The sequence below is a fragment of the Pelomonas dachongensis genome (assembly GCF_043555865.1).
In the GTDB taxonomy this organism is placed as follows: domain Bacteria; phylum Pseudomonadota; class Gammaproteobacteria; order Burkholderiales; family Burkholderiaceae_C; genus Pelomonas; species Pelomonas dachongensis.
Genome location: NZ_JBIGHY010000004.1, coordinates 135,537 through 149,503 on the forward strand (window position 1 = coordinate 135,537; position 13,967 = coordinate 149,503).

At 69.2% G+C, this 13,967-nt stretch carries 13 protein-coding genes; 3 read left to right on the top strand and 10 right to left on the bottom strand.

From position 1 onward, the window contains the following. Positions 1-28: 28 nt before the first annotated feature. Both nirB and ACG02S_RS12750 read right to left on the bottom strand, forming a co-directional pair. The gene (nirB, locus tag ACG02S_RS12745) at positions 29-2,572 is read right to left on the bottom strand and encodes a nitrite reductase large subunit NirB (protein WP_394470840.1); all 2,544 of its coding nucleotides are present in this window, start codon (positions 2,570-2,572) and stop codon (positions 29-31) included. A gap of 367 nt (positions 2,573-2,939) precedes the next feature. Next, complete coding sequence (locus ACG02S_RS12750; RefSeq protein ID WP_394470841.1) at positions 2,940-3,896, bottom strand: MBL fold metallo-hydrolase; 957 nt, start codon at positions 3,894-3,896, stop codon at positions 2,940-2,942. A gap of 44 nt (positions 3,897-3,940) precedes the next feature. Here ACG02S_RS12750 and def point away from each other — a divergent pair, with 44 nt between their 5' ends. Together def and ACG02S_RS12760 are read left to right on the top strand one after the other, a co-directional pair. Beyond that, entirely contained in the window at positions 3,941-4,477 is a 537-nt protein-coding gene (gene def, locus ACG02S_RS12755; RefSeq protein WP_394470842.1) for a peptide deformylase, read from the top strand. 81 nt (positions 4,478-4,558) lie between these two features. Next, positions 4,559-6,493, top strand: coding sequence for a DUF6600 domain-containing protein (locus ACG02S_RS12760; protein WP_394470843.1), 1,935 nt, complete (start codon positions 4,559-4,561; stop codon positions 6,491-6,493). A gap of 12 nt (positions 6,494-6,505) precedes the next feature. Here ACG02S_RS12760 and ACG02S_RS12765 read toward each other — a convergent pair whose 3' ends face one another. Together ACG02S_RS12765 and ACG02S_RS12770 are read right to left on the bottom strand one after the other, a co-directional pair. Beyond that, positions 6,506-7,504, bottom strand: coding sequence for an endonuclease/exonuclease/phosphatase family protein (locus ACG02S_RS12765; RefSeq protein WP_394470844.1), 999 nt, complete (start codon positions 7,502-7,504; stop codon positions 6,506-6,508). A 103-nt stretch (positions 7,505-7,607) separates the two neighbouring features. Then, on the bottom strand, positions 7,608-8,255 hold the full coding sequence (locus ACG02S_RS12770; RefSeq protein WP_394470845.1) for an arylesterase: 648 nt from the start codon (positions 8,253-8,255) through the stop codon (positions 7,608-7,610). Here ACG02S_RS12770 and ACG02S_RS12775 point away from each other — a divergent pair. Next, on the top strand, positions 8,254-8,925 hold the full coding sequence (locus tag ACG02S_RS12775) for an ABC transporter ATP-binding protein (RefSeq protein WP_394470846.1): 672 nt from the start codon (positions 8,254-8,256) through the stop codon (positions 8,923-8,925). The two genes, ACG02S_RS12770 and ACG02S_RS12775, sit on opposite strands and share 2 nt — an antisense overlap. On the opposite strand, the gene ACG02S_RS12780 is transcribed toward ACG02S_RS12775, so the two are convergent. From ACG02S_RS12780 to ACG02S_RS12805, 6 genes are all read right to left on the bottom strand, one after another. Next, positions 8,926-10,152, bottom strand: coding sequence for a cystathionine gamma-synthase family protein (locus ACG02S_RS12780; protein WP_394470847.1), 1,227 nt, complete (start codon positions 10,150-10,152; stop codon positions 8,926-8,928). Positions 10,153-10,222: 70 nt separating this feature from the next. Continuing rightward, positions 10,223-11,017 (bottom strand): peptidylprolyl isomerase, encoded by a 795-nt coding sequence (locus tag ACG02S_RS12785; protein WP_394470848.1) that lies wholly within the window; start codon positions 11,015-11,017, stop codon positions 10,223-10,225. Between the two features lie 68 nt (positions 11,018-11,085). Further along, positions 11,086-11,343 (bottom strand): BolA family protein, encoded by a 258-nt coding sequence (locus ACG02S_RS12790; RefSeq protein ID WP_394471145.1) that lies wholly within the window; start codon positions 11,341-11,343, stop codon positions 11,086-11,088. Between the two features lie 14 nt (positions 11,344-11,357). Next, entirely contained in the window at positions 11,358-11,990 is a 633-nt protein-coding gene (locus tag ACG02S_RS12795; RefSeq protein ID WP_394470849.1) for a septation protein A, read from the bottom strand. Then, positions 11,987-12,412, bottom strand: coding sequence for a peptide-methionine (R)-S-oxide reductase MsrB (gene msrB, locus ACG02S_RS12800; RefSeq protein ID WP_394470850.1), 426 nt, complete (start codon positions 12,410-12,412; stop codon positions 11,987-11,989). Before msrB ends, ACG02S_RS12795 begins: the two co-directional genes overlap by 4 nt. After that, the gene (locus tag ACG02S_RS12805; protein WP_394470851.1) at positions 12,409-13,857 is read right to left on the bottom strand and encodes a protein adenylyltransferase SelO; all 1,449 of its coding nucleotides are present in this window, start codon (positions 13,855-13,857) and stop codon (positions 12,409-12,411) included. Before ACG02S_RS12805 ends, msrB begins: the two co-directional genes overlap by 4 nt. Positions 13,858-13,967 lie beyond the last annotated feature (110 nt).

Genomic DNA, 13,967 nt, shown 5'->3' on the forward strand with positions numbered 1-13,967 from the left:
CGGTACTCCTTGAGGGCAGGGGGCGGGCTCAGGCGGGTTGGGCTTCGGCGTTCTCGACTTTCTGAGCGCGCTCTTCCGGGCGGGCCGGGCGGATCTGGCCGCGTTCTTCCACGAAGATGATTTGCTCGTCGGCCTTGTCGCTGTTGACGAAGGAGCGGAAGCGCTGGCGCACTTCCGGCGTCGTCACGGCGGTCTTCCATTCGCACTGGTAGGTGTCGACGACGGCCTGCATCTGCTGCTCCAGCTCGGCGCCCAGACCCAGGCTGTCGTTGATGACCACTTCCTTCAAGTAGTCCAGGCCGCCCTCCAGGTTGTCGCGCCAGGTGCTGGTGCGCTGCAGGCGGTCGGCCGTGCGCACGTAGAACATCAAGAAGCGGTCCACGTACTTGATCAGGTCGGCCTTGGACAGGTCGCTGGCGATCAGCTCGGCGTGGCGCGGCTTCATGCCGCCGTTGCCGCAGACGTAGAGGTTCCAGCCCTTGTCGGTGGCGATGATGCCGACGTCCTTGCCCTGCGCCTCGGCGCATTCGCGCGTGCAGCCGGATACGCCGAACTTGATCTTGTGCGGTGCGCGCAGGCCCTTGTAGCGGTTCTCGATTTCGACAGCCAGGCCGACCGAATCGTCCACGCCATAACGGCACCACGTGCTGCCCACGCAGCTCTTCACGGTGCGCAGGCTCTTGCCGTAGGCGTGGCCCGACTCGAAGCCGGCGGCGATGAGCTCCTCCCAGATGAGGGGCAGCTGCTCCACGCGGGCGCCGAACATGTCGACGCGGGCGCCACCGGTGATCTTGGTGTACAGGCCGTACTTCTTGGCGACCTGGCCCACGGCGATGAGGCCGTCGGGCGTGACCTCGCCGCCCGGCATGCGCGGCACGACGGAGTAGCTGCCGTCCTTCTGGATGTTGCCGAGGTAGTAGTCGTTGCTGTCCTGCAGGCTGGCGAGTTCGGGCTTGAGCACAAAGTCGTTCCAGCACGACGCGAAGATGCTGGCCGCGGCGGGCTTGCATATGTCGCAACCCAGACCCTTTCCGTGCTTGGCCAGCAGGTCGCTGAAGGTCTTGATGCCGCCGACGCGGATCAGGTGGTAGAGCTCCTGGCGCGAATGCGGGAAGTGCTCGCAGAGGTGGTTGTTGACGGCCATGCCGCGCTTGGCCATCTCGAACTTCATGATCTGCGTGACCAGGGGCACGCAACCGCCGCAGGTGGCGCCGGCCTTGGTGCAGGCCTTGATGGAGGCTATGGTGGTGCAGCCTTCGCCCACGGCCGCGCAGATCTGGCCCTTGGTAACGTTGTTGCACGAGCACAGCTGCGCGCTGTCGGGCAGCGCGTCGGGGCCGATGCCCACCTTGGCCTTGCCGTCGCTGCTCGGCAGGATCAGGAATTCGGGGGCCGGCGGCAGCTTGATGCCGTTCAGCGCCATCTGCAGCAGCGTGCCGTACTCCTCGGCATCGCCGATCAGCACGGCGCCCAGCAGGAACTGGCCGTCCTGGCTGACGACGATCTTCTTATAGATCTGCTTGCGCTCGTCGACGAACTGGTAGCTGCGGCACTTGGCCGTCTTGCCGTGCGCGTCGCCGATGCTGGCCACGTCCACGCCCATCAGCTTGAGCTTGGTGCTCATGTCCGCACCGGGAAAGGCGGCCTCGGCGTCGCCGGTGATGTGGCGGGCCACCACGCGGGCCATCTCGTAGCCGGGGGCGACGAGGCCGAAGGTCTGCTCGCGCCACGACGCGACCTCGCCGATGGCGTAGACGTTGCGATCGCTGGTGCGGCACTGGTTGTCGACGGCGATGCCGCCGCGCGGGCCGATGGCCAGCACGCTTTGGCGGCCCAGTTCATCGCGCGGGCGGATGCCGGCGGAGAACACCAGCATGTCGGTCTCCAGCCAGGTGCCGTCGGTGAAGACGAGGCGGTGGCGGGCGGACACGCCGTCGGTGATCTCGACCGTGTTGCGGTTGGTGTGCACCTGCACGCCCAGCGCCTCGATCTTCTCGCGCAACACGCGGCCGCCGCCTTCGTCCACCTGCACGGCCATCAGCCGAGGCGCGAATTCGACGACGTGCGTCTGCAGGCCCATGTCGCGCAGCGCCTTCGCGCACTCCAGCCCCAGCAGGCCGCCGCCGATGACGACGCCGCTCTTGCTGACCTTGCCCGAGGCCTGCATGGCCTCCAGGTCCTCGATGGTGCGGTAGACATGGCAGTGCGGCCGGTCACGACCGGGCACGGATGGCACGAATGGGTAGGAGCCGGTGGCCAGCACGAGCTTGTCGTAGTGCACGACCTCGCCGTCGGCCAGCGTGACGGTGTTGTCGCGCCGCTCGATGGCGACGGCCTTGGCGGCCAGGCGGAGCTGGAAGCCAGGATGCTTCTCGAAGAACCCGGCCGGCACCAGCGACAGGTCCTGGGCCGATTTGCCCGAGAAAAACTCGGACAGGTGCACGCGGTCGTAGGCCGGGCGCGGCTCCTCGCACAGCACCGTCACCTGCACGTCGGCAGCTGCGGGGCCCTCGGCGAGGCATTCGAGAAATTTCTGGCCCACCATTCCGTGGCCGATGAGAACGATATGCATGGCTTTCCTGTCAACAACAGCCGCCAGCGGGCCGGACGTGGAAAGCCAGCACCTACGGCGGCACCCGGTGGGGTGCAGTTTGAGAGACTGCCGTCGCTGCAGCGTCCACAGGGACGCCGTTTGCGAGGCACTCGCCGCCGTTGGCGATGGTTTTAAAGAATCGGGAGCCCGCTCACGCGCGGCGCCTCACCAGGGCTTCTGCAAGAGCTGTGCCTGCGCGCCGCAGCGCCTGCCTTCCCAGGCGGCGCGGTGTTGGCGTCGTTGCGCGGCACTGGTGCGGTGCGGCTCGTCCTGATCGTTGCACCCGAACGGGGCGCTGGCTGCCCGTCGCAAGTGCGACGGATTCGACGGGCGCGACGGGTGCGGATCAGCGCGGCACGCGGTCTAGCCAGACTTCCAGGCCTTGCGCGTTCAGCTCGGCGTCCAGCGCGAGCCAGTCGGCCGCGTCGGCACCGGCGGCATGGCCGTGGGCGCGCAGCCGCGTGAGGTAGCCGTCCCGCAGGCCGGCCTTGAGCTTGTCGTGCCGGTCGGGCGCGTCGCGCAGCGACAAGGCCAGCGCGACCATCTCGTCCACCTGCGCCAGCATCTGCGCGGCCAGACGCCGCACCTCGTCGACCGAGCCGCCTACGCGGCCGTAGTGGGTCAACTGCATGCTCAGTGGCTCGGCGTCCAGCAGCCGCGCAACGGTGGCCTTCAGCGGTTCGGGCTCGAACTGCACTGGCGTCGTCGTCGGCAGCATCCAGGCGCGGCCGTCCACGTCGAAGGCGCGGTATGACAGGCCGAAGGTGTCGCCGGTGAACCAGCTGCGGCTGCGCGCGTCCCAGATCGCATGGTGGTGCCTGGCATGGCCCGGCGCGTCGATGAGGCGCAGCGGCCGGCCGGCCAACATCAGCAGCTGCTCATCAACGCTGGCCTCGGCGCGCTCGGCCGGCACCGGCACCAGCTTGCCGTAGCTGCGCTGCATCTCTTCCTCGCCATAGACGGCGAGCGCGCCCAGCCACAGTGCCTTCGGGTCCACCAGGTGGCGCAGGCCGCGCGGGTGGATCAGCGCACGGGCCTGCGGCAGCGACTGCATCAGCAGGCCCACGCCGCCGGCGTGGTCCAGATGCACATGCGTCGGAATGACCCAGTCCACCGCGTCGCGGGCAAGGCCGAGCGCCTCCAGCGCGGCCAGCAAGCGCGGCACGGCATGGTTGGTGCCGGTGTCGATGAAGGCGGCGCGGCCGTCCTCCACCATCAGGTAGGCCGCGTCGAAGCGCGGGCGCTGGAAGCCTGTGTCGATGGCGTAGATGCCGTGGCCGAGGTCTTCGATGAAATCAAGCATGGGTGGTTTCTAGAATGGCCGGCACGATAGCCCAAGGAGCCCGCGTGGCCGTTCACGAGATTCTGAAGATGGGCGACCCGCGTCTGCTGCGTGTCGCCAAGCCGGTCACCGAGTTCGGCACGCCCGAACTGAAGCGCCTGATTGCCGACATGTTCGAAACCATGGCCGCCGCCAACGGTGCCGGTCTGGCCGCGCCGCAGATCGGCGTGGACCTGCGGCTGGTGATTTTCGGCTACACGAAGAACGTGCGTTACCCGGACGCGCCGCCCGTGCCGCCCACTGTGCTGATCAACCCGGTCATCGAGGTGCTGGACGGCGGGCGCACCGAGGGCTGGGAGGGCTGCCTGTCGGTGCCGGGCCTGCGAGGCGTGGTGGCGCGCGACGAGCGCATCCGCTACACCGGCTTTGACGCCGAAGGCACACCCATTGACCGCATCGCCGAAGGCTTTCATGCCCGCGTGGTGCAGCACGAGTGCGACCACCTGGACGGCATCCTCTACCCGATGCGTGTCACCGATTTCACGCGCTTCGGATTCACGTCCGTGCTGTTCCCCGAGCTGGACCCGAGTGCCGACGATTGACGGCCTGATTGCAACGTTTGTAAGCGTCGTGCACCGACAATCCGGCCCGCGCGTTTGCTGGCTGCAAAGGAGCTTCTGCCCATGCCTGCCGAATCCAAACTTGTTCTGACGCGTCGCCGCTGGCGCATCGTGGCGCTGGCCCTGCTCGTGGCCGTGGCCCCCGCGGCCAAGGCGCAGGATGCCGAGCGCGACCCGCCCGCGCGCGCCGCGCGCGTGGTCGAGGTCGTCGGCGATGCCTGGCTGTTTGACCCGGACACCCGGGAATGGACCCGCCTCACGCGCAACCAGACGGTGGGCGAGGGCGACCGCGTGCGCACCGACGAGCGCGGTCGCGTGTCGCTGCGGGTGGGCTCCACGTCCATCTGGGTGGACGAGCGCAGCGACTTGGAGCTGAGCCAGCTGGACGACGGGCAGACGCTGCTGCAGATCGACCGCGGCGACGTCGCGCTGCGCCTGCGCAATGCCGAGAACGCCGCCGAGACGCGGCTGCGCACGCGCGAGGGCATGGCCCTGCCCGAGCGCGAGGGCCTGTACCGCGTCGAACAACTGGACCGCGGCAGCAAGGCCTACGTCTGGCAGGGCCGCCTGCGCTTCGAGTGGGCGCGCGGCGCGGCGCCGGTCGTGCTGGGCAGCGGCGAGCAGGCCGAGTTCTGGTGGCCCGACGGCCCGCGCGCCGAGCGCGGCCCATTGAACGGTGACGCCTTCGGCGACTGGGTGCTGGCCGAGAGCCGCGAGGAAGGCGACCGACCCTACGCCGGTTCGACGCGCTACGTCTCTCCCGAGATGACCGGTGCCGAAGACCTGGACCGCTACGGTCGCTGGGAAAGCGCGCCGGAGTACGGGAACGTGTGGATCCCGACCACGGTGGTCGTCGCCGACTGGGCGCCGTACCGCTACGGCCGCTGGGCGTGGTCGCGCCAGTGGGGCTGGAGCTGGGTGGACGACGCGCCCTGGGGCTTCGCACCCTTCCACTACGGCCGTTGGGTCAGCTGGAACGGCCGCTGGTGCTGGGCACCGGGCGCCTACGTGCACCGCCCCGTCTACGCGCCGGCCCTGGTGGGGTGGGTGGGCGGCGGCTCGGTCAGCGTGGGCATCACCATCGGTGGCGGCCATCGCCCACCGCCGCCGCGCTACGGCTGGTATCCGTTGGCGCCGCGCGAGGTGTTCGTGCCGGGCTACCGCCACACGCCGCGCTATGTGAGCCGCATCAACGATCCGCGTGATGTGCGCGACCCGGTGACTGTCAAGCGCCCGCACCGCTACCGCGACGAACCGCGGGCGGTGAGCACGCTGCCGGCACCGGGCGCGGGCATCCAGCCGCTGCCCGTGCGTGGCCCCGACCGCAGGCCCGAGCCGGGCTGGAACCGCCCGCTGCCGGGCGCGCCCAGCCGTGGCGACCTGGCGGCGCAGTTGCCAGCGGCGCCCGTGCGCCCGCCCGCTGCCGAGTCGCCGCGTGGCCGTGACCGCGAGGCGGGCATGGGCTGGCGCAGCGACAGCCAGATGCCCTGGCGCCGCGAAGGGCAGCCCTCGCGCTCGCCGGATCGCCCGGCGCAAGCCCAGCCACAGCCGCAACTGCCGCAGCCGCAGCCGCAGCCTCCAACCGCGACGGTGGTGCAGCCGCGCCCGTCCGTGGAGTCCCCGCGCGCTGGCGTTGACGGCAACATGCCGTGGCGCGGGCCATCCCGCGACCGCGATCGCGACGAACCTCGCCGCGAGGAACGGCGCGAGGAGCGCCGGGAAGAGCCACGCCGCTGGGCACAGCCCGCGCCGCAGCAGCAGCCCGAGCCGCGTGCCGTGCAGATGCCCGAGCGGCCGCCAGCGATGGAGCCGCCGCGCCGAGTCGAGATGCCGGTGCGCCAGGCCCCGCCGGAGCCGTCGCGCATGCAGGCCCCGCCGCCGCAGATGCCGCCGCCTCAGCGCACCGAGGCGCCGCAGCGCAGCCGCCAGGACGGCGTGCCGATGCGGCAGGACCGCCAGGAGCGCCGCGGCGACCAGCCACGCCAGATGGAGCGCTGAGCAGGCCGCCGGCTACAGCACGAAGTCCACCGACAGCGCGCAGTGGTCGCTGGCCTCCAGCCCGTCGGTCGCGATGCTGCCGACCCGGGGGCCGGTGTATTGCTTGCAGGCCGGCGGCAGGCCGCCGCGCGTGATCTGCACGCCGACAACGGCCTGCGCCAGGCCCTTGTCGGGCAGGAGGTAGTCGAGCTGGCTCACGCTGCGCTTGGAGCTGTAGTAGTGCGTCCAGCGCTGGTCGGCGGGCAGCGCCGTGACGGGGTTCAGGAACACGCTGGACTTGGCGAGCGGATTGAGGCTGTCGTCGTAGAAGCTGTCGGCGACGTCCTTGTTCAGGTCGCCCATCACCACGGGCAGGCGGCCCGTCGCACGGGCGCGCTTGGCGATGGCGGCCGCGCGCTCGGCCTGGCCGCGGCGCTTGGCCGTCGTGGTGTCGGTGCCGTTGGCACGGGTTTCCTGGGCCTTGAAATGATTCACGAGCAGCGTCAACGGCGCGCTGCCGACGTCGAGGTCCACCTCCAGGCAGTCGCGCGAGAAGCTGGCCTTGCCGACGCGGCCCTTCATGTCCAGCATGTTGGTGGTGGTCAGGAAGCCGCCCAGCGCAGCGGCGTCGGCATGGCTGCGGATGGCCCGCACGTCGGCCTTCAGGCCGCGGCGCAGCAGCACGCCCACGTCGATGCCGCGCGGGTCGTTGCCCTCGACGAGGATGACGCGGTCGAAGTAGTTGCGCATGTACTTGGCGTTGAACAGGCGTAGCGTGGTCAGGTTCTCGATCTCGCAAACGGCCAGCACGTCGGGCTCGGCCTCCAGGATGGCCAGACCGGTGTTCTTGCGCTGCGCCTCGGCGATGGGGCGCGGCTTCAGCGTGTTGCTGCGCCCGGGTTCGAAGGCGACGACATCGGTGATCTTGATGTCCTGGATGTAGTCCTTGGGCTGGTCCTCGGGCGGCCGGTTCAGGAACGCGTAGCGGCCGAACAGGTTCTCGCAGTTGAACGTCGTCATGCGCAGCTTCATCGCGGCTCTCCCTTCGGGCGGCCCCCGGCGGAGGCCCGTGCCCGGCGGCATCAGAGCGCGCGGCAGCGCGGCTCGCAAGCCAACTTTTGAGGAGAAGATCCGCTCAGAGCAGCGGCTTCAGCGCCGGCCAGACGTTGTCCAGCATGGTCGGGTGGGCCTTGGCCAGCGGATGGATGCGGTCGGGCTGGAACCACTCCAGCGCGTCCTTGCGGTCCGCCACGCCCTTCAGCAGGAAGGGCACCAAGCTCGCGCGGGTCTGCTTCGCGACGTCGGTGAACAAGCCTTCGAAGTCGCTCGCGTAGCGGGTGCCGTAGTTGGGCGGCACCTGCATGCCCACCACGACGACCTTGGCGCCGGCCTGCTGCGCGGCGCGCGCCATCTCCAGCAGGTTCTCCCGCGTGCTGGTCAGCGGCAGGCCGCGCAGCGCGTCGTTGCCGCCCAGCTCGATTACCACGATGGCGGGCTTGTGCTTGTTCAGCGCAGCGGGCAGCCGGCTGCGGCCGCCGGCCGTCGTGTCGCCGCTGATGCTCGCGTTGACGACCCGATGAGGCTGCTTCTGCTCGGACAGGCGCTTTTGCAGAAGCGCCACCCAGCCGCTGCCGGCCTTGATTCCGTACTCGGCCGACAAGCTGTCGCCGACGACCAGCACGACAGGCGCCTCGGCCGCGGCCATGACCCCTGACGCACAGGCACCCAGCACCCCCAGGCTAAAGTGCGCCACCATCGTTCGCCGCCGCAGTACTACCGACATGCCCGAAGTCCTCGTCCAAGTTGAGCAGATCACCAAGCGCGTCCAGGACGCCACCGGGGAGCTGACGATTCTGCATGACATCAGCTTCACGCTGGCGGCGCAGGAGTCTGTCGCCATCGTCGGCGCGTCGGGCTCGGGCAAGAGCACGCTGCTGGCCATCCTGGCGGGGCTGGACCGGCCCAGCAGCGGCACCGTAAAGCTGCGCGGCCAGGACTTGTTCGTGCTGGACGAGGACCAGCGCGCCGCCGTGCGTGGCAAGGAACTGGGCTTCGTGTTCCAGAGCTTCCAGCTGTTGCCCAATCTCACCGCGCTGGAGAACGTGATGCTGCCGCTGGAGCTGCGCGGCGACGCCAGCGCACGCGAGCAGGCCGCGGCGATGCTGTCGCGCGTGGGCCTGGGCGAGCGGCTGTCGCACTACCCGCGCGTGTTGTCGGGCGGCGAGCAGCAGCGCGTCGCGTTGGCACGCGCTTTCGTGCAGCGCCCGGCGCTGTTGCTGGCCGACGAGCCCACCGGCAGCCTGGACTTCGCGACCGGCGCCGCGGTAATGGAACTGATGTTCGAGCTGAACCGCGAGGCCGGCACGACGCTGGTGCTGGTCACGCACGACCGCGAGATCGCGGCGCGCTGCGAGCGCCAGCTTCGCATCGAAGCCGGTCGGCTCGCGGCCTGATCAGGCGAGCGCCTGGTCGAAGTCGGCGACCAGGTCCTCGGCAGCCTCCAGGCCGACCGACAGCCGCACCAGGCCGTCGGCAATGCCCATGGTTGCGCGCGCCTCGGCGCCCATTTCCCAGAAGATGGTGGGCGCCACGGGGATGATGAGCGTGCGGGTGTCGGCCAGGCCGGTGGCCTTCAGCGGCAGCCGCAGGCGGTTGATGACCTCGTTCAGGCGCGCGGCGTCGCGCAGCTCGAAGGCCATCATCCACGAGCCGCTGCCGAACCAGTCGCGCGCGCGTTGGTGCTCAGGGTGGCTCTCCAGCATTGGGTAGTGCACGGCGGCGATGGCCGGATGCGCGGCCAGGTGGCGGGCCAGCGCCAGCGCCGTGTCGCTGCTGCGCTGCAGGCGCAGTTCCAGCGTCTCCATGCCCACCAGGATGCGGTGCGCGGCCTCGCTGGACAGCGTGCCGCCCATGTCGCGCAAGCCCTTCTTGCGGATCTGCTGCAGGCCCCACCCGGCGGCGTCGCCCTTGCGGTACGCGGGGAAGATGTTGGGGTAGGTGGACCAGTCGAAGCAGCCGGTGTCGGTGACGGCGCCGCCCAGCGCTTCGCCGTGCCCGGCGAGCGTCTTGGTCAGCGAGTTCATCACCAGGCCGGCGCCAAAGCGTTTCGGCTGGCACAGCGCGGGCGACGTGACGGTGTTGTCCACCACGTAGAGCAGGCCCAGTTCGCGGCACAGCGCGCCGATGCCTTCGAGGTCGGGGATGCGCGTGCTGGGGTTGGCGATGGTCTCGACGAACACCAGGCGCGTCTCGGGGCGGACGGCGGCGCGCACCGCAGCCACGTCGCCGGCATCGACGCGGCTGACCGAGATGCCGAGATCTTCCAGCGTCTGGAACAGGCTGTTGGTGTTGCCGAACACGCGCGCACTGCTGACGATGTGGTCGCCCGTCTTCAGCAGCGTCAGGAACAGCGCGCTCAACCCGGCCATGCCGGTGGCGAAGCTGATAGAGCCCACGCCGCCTTCCAGCTCCGTGACAACGCGCTCCAGCACGGCCGTTGTCGGCGTGCCCTGGCGGGCGTAGTTGAAGGCGCCCTTGTGGGTTCCCTGGAAGACGCCGATCAGGTCTTCAACGCGCGCGTGCGCGTACTGCACGGACGGGTGGACGGCGGTGTGCACGCCGCCGGACTGGGCGTCGCCGCCGGTGGCGTGGACGAGGCGGGTGCTGAGGGCGTCGGACATGGCTTCTTGAACTCCGGATGGAAAAAGACCCGCCGTAGCGGGTCTTCGTGTCGTGACCGCCGTGCGGGGATCAGCGCGGGGCGAACTTGTAGTCGGTCTTGGCCTTCTCGACCAGGCCTTGCTGGTACTGCGCCATCTTCTCTTGCTCGATGCGCTGCTTGATCTGCGCCTTCACATCGTCGAAGGCGGGGAAGGTCGCGGCGCGCGTGTCTTCCAACTTGATGATGTGATAGCCGAACTGGCTCTTCACCGGCTCCTGCGTCATCTCGCCCTTCTTTAGCGAGGTCATGGCCTTGCTGAACTCAGGCACGAAGTTGTTTGGGTTGGCGAAGTCCAGGTCGCCGCCGTTCTGGGCCGAGCCGGTGTCCTTCGAGTTGGCTTTGGCCAGTTCCTCGAAGTTGCCGCCCGCCTTGATCTTCTCGATCAGTGCCTTGGCGTCTTCTTCCTTCTCGACCAGGATGTGACGGGCGCGGTATTCCTCGCCGCTGTTCTGGGCCTTGAACTTGTCGTACTCGACCTGGGCGTCGGCGTCGCTGACCGGGTTCTTGGTGCGGTAGTCGTCCATCAGGCCGCGGATCAGCAGCATCTGCTTGGCCAGCTCCATCTGGGCCTTGTAGTCGGCCGTCTGCGGGATGCCGCGCGCTTCAGCCGCCTGCATGAAGATCTCGCGGCGCACGACTTCGTCCTTGACCTGGGCTTCCAGCTCCGGCGAACGCTGCTGCTGGCCGCTCTTGGTGACCTGCTGCATCAGCATCTCGAAGCGGGCCTTCGGCACGGGCTTGCCGTTGACGGTGGCGATGTTCTGCGCAACGGCGGCAGCCGGAACGAGGGCCGCGACGAGGGCGGCGAGCGCAAACTTCTTCATGGGTGGGCGTGGATCAGACTAAAAAAATCGCGCCCGGATTGGGCGCGCGTTGCTGTCGAACCAACCTGTCAGGGTTCTCCAGGGGCCTTGGCGTCTATCGCCAGGGCGTGGATTCCGCGCTGCATCAGGTCAGCCAAACAATGATAAACGAGGCGGTGACGGGCGACCCGTTGCAGACCTGTAAAGCGTTCCGAGCGGACAGTCACGTGAAAGTGCCCGCCCTCGCGAGCGCCCGCATGCCCGGCGTGCTGGGCGCTGTCGTCGCGCAGGCTGAACTCCAGCGGCGCCAGTGCGGCACGCACGCGGGCCTCGATCTCCGAGGCCATCGGGTGGGTGGGCGTCACGACTTGCCGTCCTCTTCCTGCGGCAGGTGCTTGCTCATGTAGACGCCTTGCGCCAGCGTGAACAGCAGGATCAGCCCCGTGACGCCGAAGACCTTGAAGTTGGCCCAGGCGGACGTGGAGAAGTTGTAGGCCACGTAGAGGTTGACCACGCCCATCAGCGCGAAGAACAGCACCCACGCGAGGTTGAGCCGCGCCCAGATGGTGTCGGGCAGTTGCAGCTCGCCGCCCAGCATCGCCTTGATGAGGTTCTTGCCGAACAGCGCCAGCGAGGCCCACAGCGTCAGCGCCATGACCCAGTACAGGCCGGTGGGCTTCCACTTGATAAAGGTCTCGTTGTGGAACCAGATGGTGGCGCCGCCCAGCACGACGACCAGCGCCAGGCTGATCCACAGCATCAGGTCGATCTTCTTGCCGCGCAGCTTCAGCACGGCGACCTGCGCCAGCGTGGCGATCATGACGACCACGGTGGCCAGCAGCACGGGTGCTTCGTTCGGGCCGACTACGCCGCCCTGAACGAGGAAGCCGAAGTGCTGTGTCGCGAAGGCCGCGGCGGCCTCGGGGTTGCCCTCGGCGCCCTTGAAGGCGACGAAGAACAGGATCAGCGGCAGGAAGTCGAGCAGCAGTTTCATGGGCCAGGATTTTCGTCCACGAAATCGATGGCGGCCGAGTTGATGCAGAAACGCTCGCCGGTGGGCTCGGGGCCGTCTGGGAACACATGGCCCAGGTGCGACCCGCAGTTGTTGCAGCGCACCTCCACACGCACCATGCCGTGGCTGCGGTCCACCACGCGCTCGATGACCTCGCTGTTGACCGGCGCCCAGTAGCTGGGCCAGCCGCAGCCGGCGTCGAACTTGGTGTCGGCCTCGAACAGCGGCGTGCCGCAGCCGACGCAGTTGTAGTGGCCGTCCTTGAAGTGGTCCCAGTACTTGCCGGTGAAGGCGCGTTCGGTCTCGGCGTGGCGCGCGACTTGGTACTGCATCGGGTCCAGCTGCTCGCGCCATTCGGCGTCGGTCTTCTGGACGGGGTAGGTCGAGGCGGGCTTGTCGGTCATGATGAGCAGGAGACTTCGAGGCTTTGGGCCCAGTCGGGCGGCAGCGCCGCATCGCTGGGAAGTTCAGGTTCGTCGTACGGGCTGCTCAGAACTTTCAGCAGCCGTTCGGTCTCGCTGAAATCACCTTGGTCGGCGGCGCGGATGGCGCCTTCGGCGAGGTGGTTGCGCAGCACGACGGCGGGGTTCACGGCCATCATGCGCGCCTGGGCATCCGGCGCGGTCCGGGGGCGCCAGCGCGCCAGCCAGGCGTCCAGTGCGTCGCGGTCGATGAAGAGGTCGCGCAGTGGCTCGGGATCGGTCAGCGCGCGCGACAGGCGGCGGAACGTGACCGTGAAGTCGGCGCTGGAGGCTGCCATATGTTTCAGGAGGTCGTCGGCCAGCGCCTGGTCGCCTGCGTCATCGCCGGCCAGACCCAGTTTGGCGCGCATGCGCATCAGCATCTGGCCGGCGAAGCGCTCGCGGTAGCTTTCGACGGCCTCCAGCAGCCGCTCGCCGGCTGCCTCGGGCTCGCCATCCAGCAGTGGCAGCAGCGCCTGGGCCAGCGCGTGCAGGTTCCAGAACGCGACGCCAGGCTGGCGGGCATACGCGTAGCGGCCGCGGTCGTCGCTGTGGTTGCAGATGTGGCCCGGGTCGAACGCATCCATGAAGCCGAACGGGCCGTAGTCCAGCGTCAGGCCCAGCATGGACATGTTGTCGGTGTTCATGACGCCGTGGCAGAAGCCGATGGCCTGCCAGTGCGCGACGAGGTCGGCCGTCTGCAGTGACACCTTGCGCAACAGCGCGACGACGGGCTCAGGCGCATCGGCGCACTCGGGCGCGTGGGCGGCGATGAACCAGTCTGCGAGGCGGCGCAGCGCGTCCAGCTGGTCGTGGTGGGCGAAGTGCTCGAAATGGCCGAAGCGCACGAAGCTGGGCGCCACGCGCGTGACGATGGCGGCGGTCTCCACCGCCTCGCGCCGCACCGGCAGCGCCGAGCCGGTGATGCACAGCGCGCGCGTCGTCGGCACGCCCAAGGCGGCCATCGCCTCGGAGCACAGGAACTCGCGGATGGACGAGCGCAGCACGGCGCGGCCGTCGCCGCGGCGCGAGTAGGGCGTCAGCCCGCCGCCCTTGAGCTGCAACTCGTGAGGGCCGTTGGGCGTGTCGACCTCACCCAGCCACAGCGCGCGGCCGTCGCCCAACTGGCCGGCCCAGACGCCGAACTGGTGGCCGCTGTAGACCGTGGCCAGCGGCCGCATGCCCGGCCAGACCGCGTTGCCGGCGAACACGGCCAGCGCGTCATCTCGCGAGGTCCAGTCGGCCGGCCAGCCCAGCAGCGCGGCGCAGGCGAGGCTGTGCGCCACCCAGTGCGGCTCGGGCAGTCCTTGGGCGGGCAGCTCGGTGAAGAAGGCGGGCCCCAGTTCAGCGAAGCGGTTGGTCCAGGCGAGGCCGTCCAGAGGTTTCATCGCCCCAGTTTAGTGAGACCGTCTTGGCCCTGCCGGGCTGGGTGTTTCCCCGGGGTCCGAGGGTCGCGGTTGTGACGTTCCTCGCGTGAACCCGCGGGCTAGACTGGGCC

What these genes read in the sequence shown, in the direction of transcription:
- nirB (WP_394470840.1), bottom strand. Translation starts at nt 2,572, where the DNA reads ATGCATATCGTTCTCATCGGCCACGGAATGGTGGGCCAGAAATTTCTC.
- ACG02S_RS12750 (WP_394470841.1), bottom strand. Translation starts at nt 3,896, where the DNA reads ATGCTTGATTTCATCGAAGACCTCGGCCACGGCATCTACGCCATCGAC.
- ACG02S_RS12760 (WP_394470843.1), top strand. Translation starts at nt 4,559, where the DNA reads ATGCCTGCCGAATCCAAACTTGTTCTGACGCGTCGCCGCTGGCGCATC.
- ACG02S_RS12765 (WP_394470844.1), bottom strand. Translation starts at nt 7,504, where the DNA reads ATGAAGCTGCGCATGACGACGTTCAACTGCGAGAACCTGTTCGGCCGC.
- ACG02S_RS12775 (WP_394470846.1), top strand. Translation starts at nt 8,254, where the DNA reads ATGCCCGAAGTCCTCGTCCAAGTTGAGCAGATCACCAAGCGCGTCCAG.
- ACG02S_RS12770 (WP_394470845.1), bottom strand. Translation starts at nt 8,255, where the DNA reads ATGTCGGTAGTACTGCGGCGGCGAACGATGGTGGCGCACTTTAGCCTG.
- ACG02S_RS12780 (WP_394470847.1), bottom strand. Translation starts at nt 10,152, where the DNA reads ATGTCCGACGCCCTCAGCACCCGCCTCGTCCACGCCACCGGCGGCGAC.
- ACG02S_RS12785 (WP_394470848.1), bottom strand. Translation starts at nt 11,017, where the DNA reads ATGAAGAAGTTTGCGCTCGCCGCCCTCGTCGCGGCCCTCGTTCCGGCT.
- ACG02S_RS12790 (WP_394471145.1), bottom strand. Translation starts at nt 11,343, where the DNA reads ATGGCCTCGGAGATCGAGGCCCGCGTGCGTGCCGCACTGGCGCCGCTG.
- ACG02S_RS12795 (WP_394470849.1), bottom strand. Translation starts at nt 11,990, where the DNA reads ATGAAACTGCTGCTCGACTTCCTGCCGCTGATCCTGTTCTTCGTCGCC.
- msrB (WP_394470850.1), bottom strand. Translation starts at nt 12,412, where the DNA reads ATGACCGACAAGCCCGCCTCGACCTACCCCGTCCAGAAGACCGACGCC.
- ACG02S_RS12805 (WP_394470851.1), bottom strand. Translation starts at nt 13,857, where the DNA reads ATGAAACCTCTGGACGGCCTCGCCTGGACCAACCGCTTCGCTGAACTG.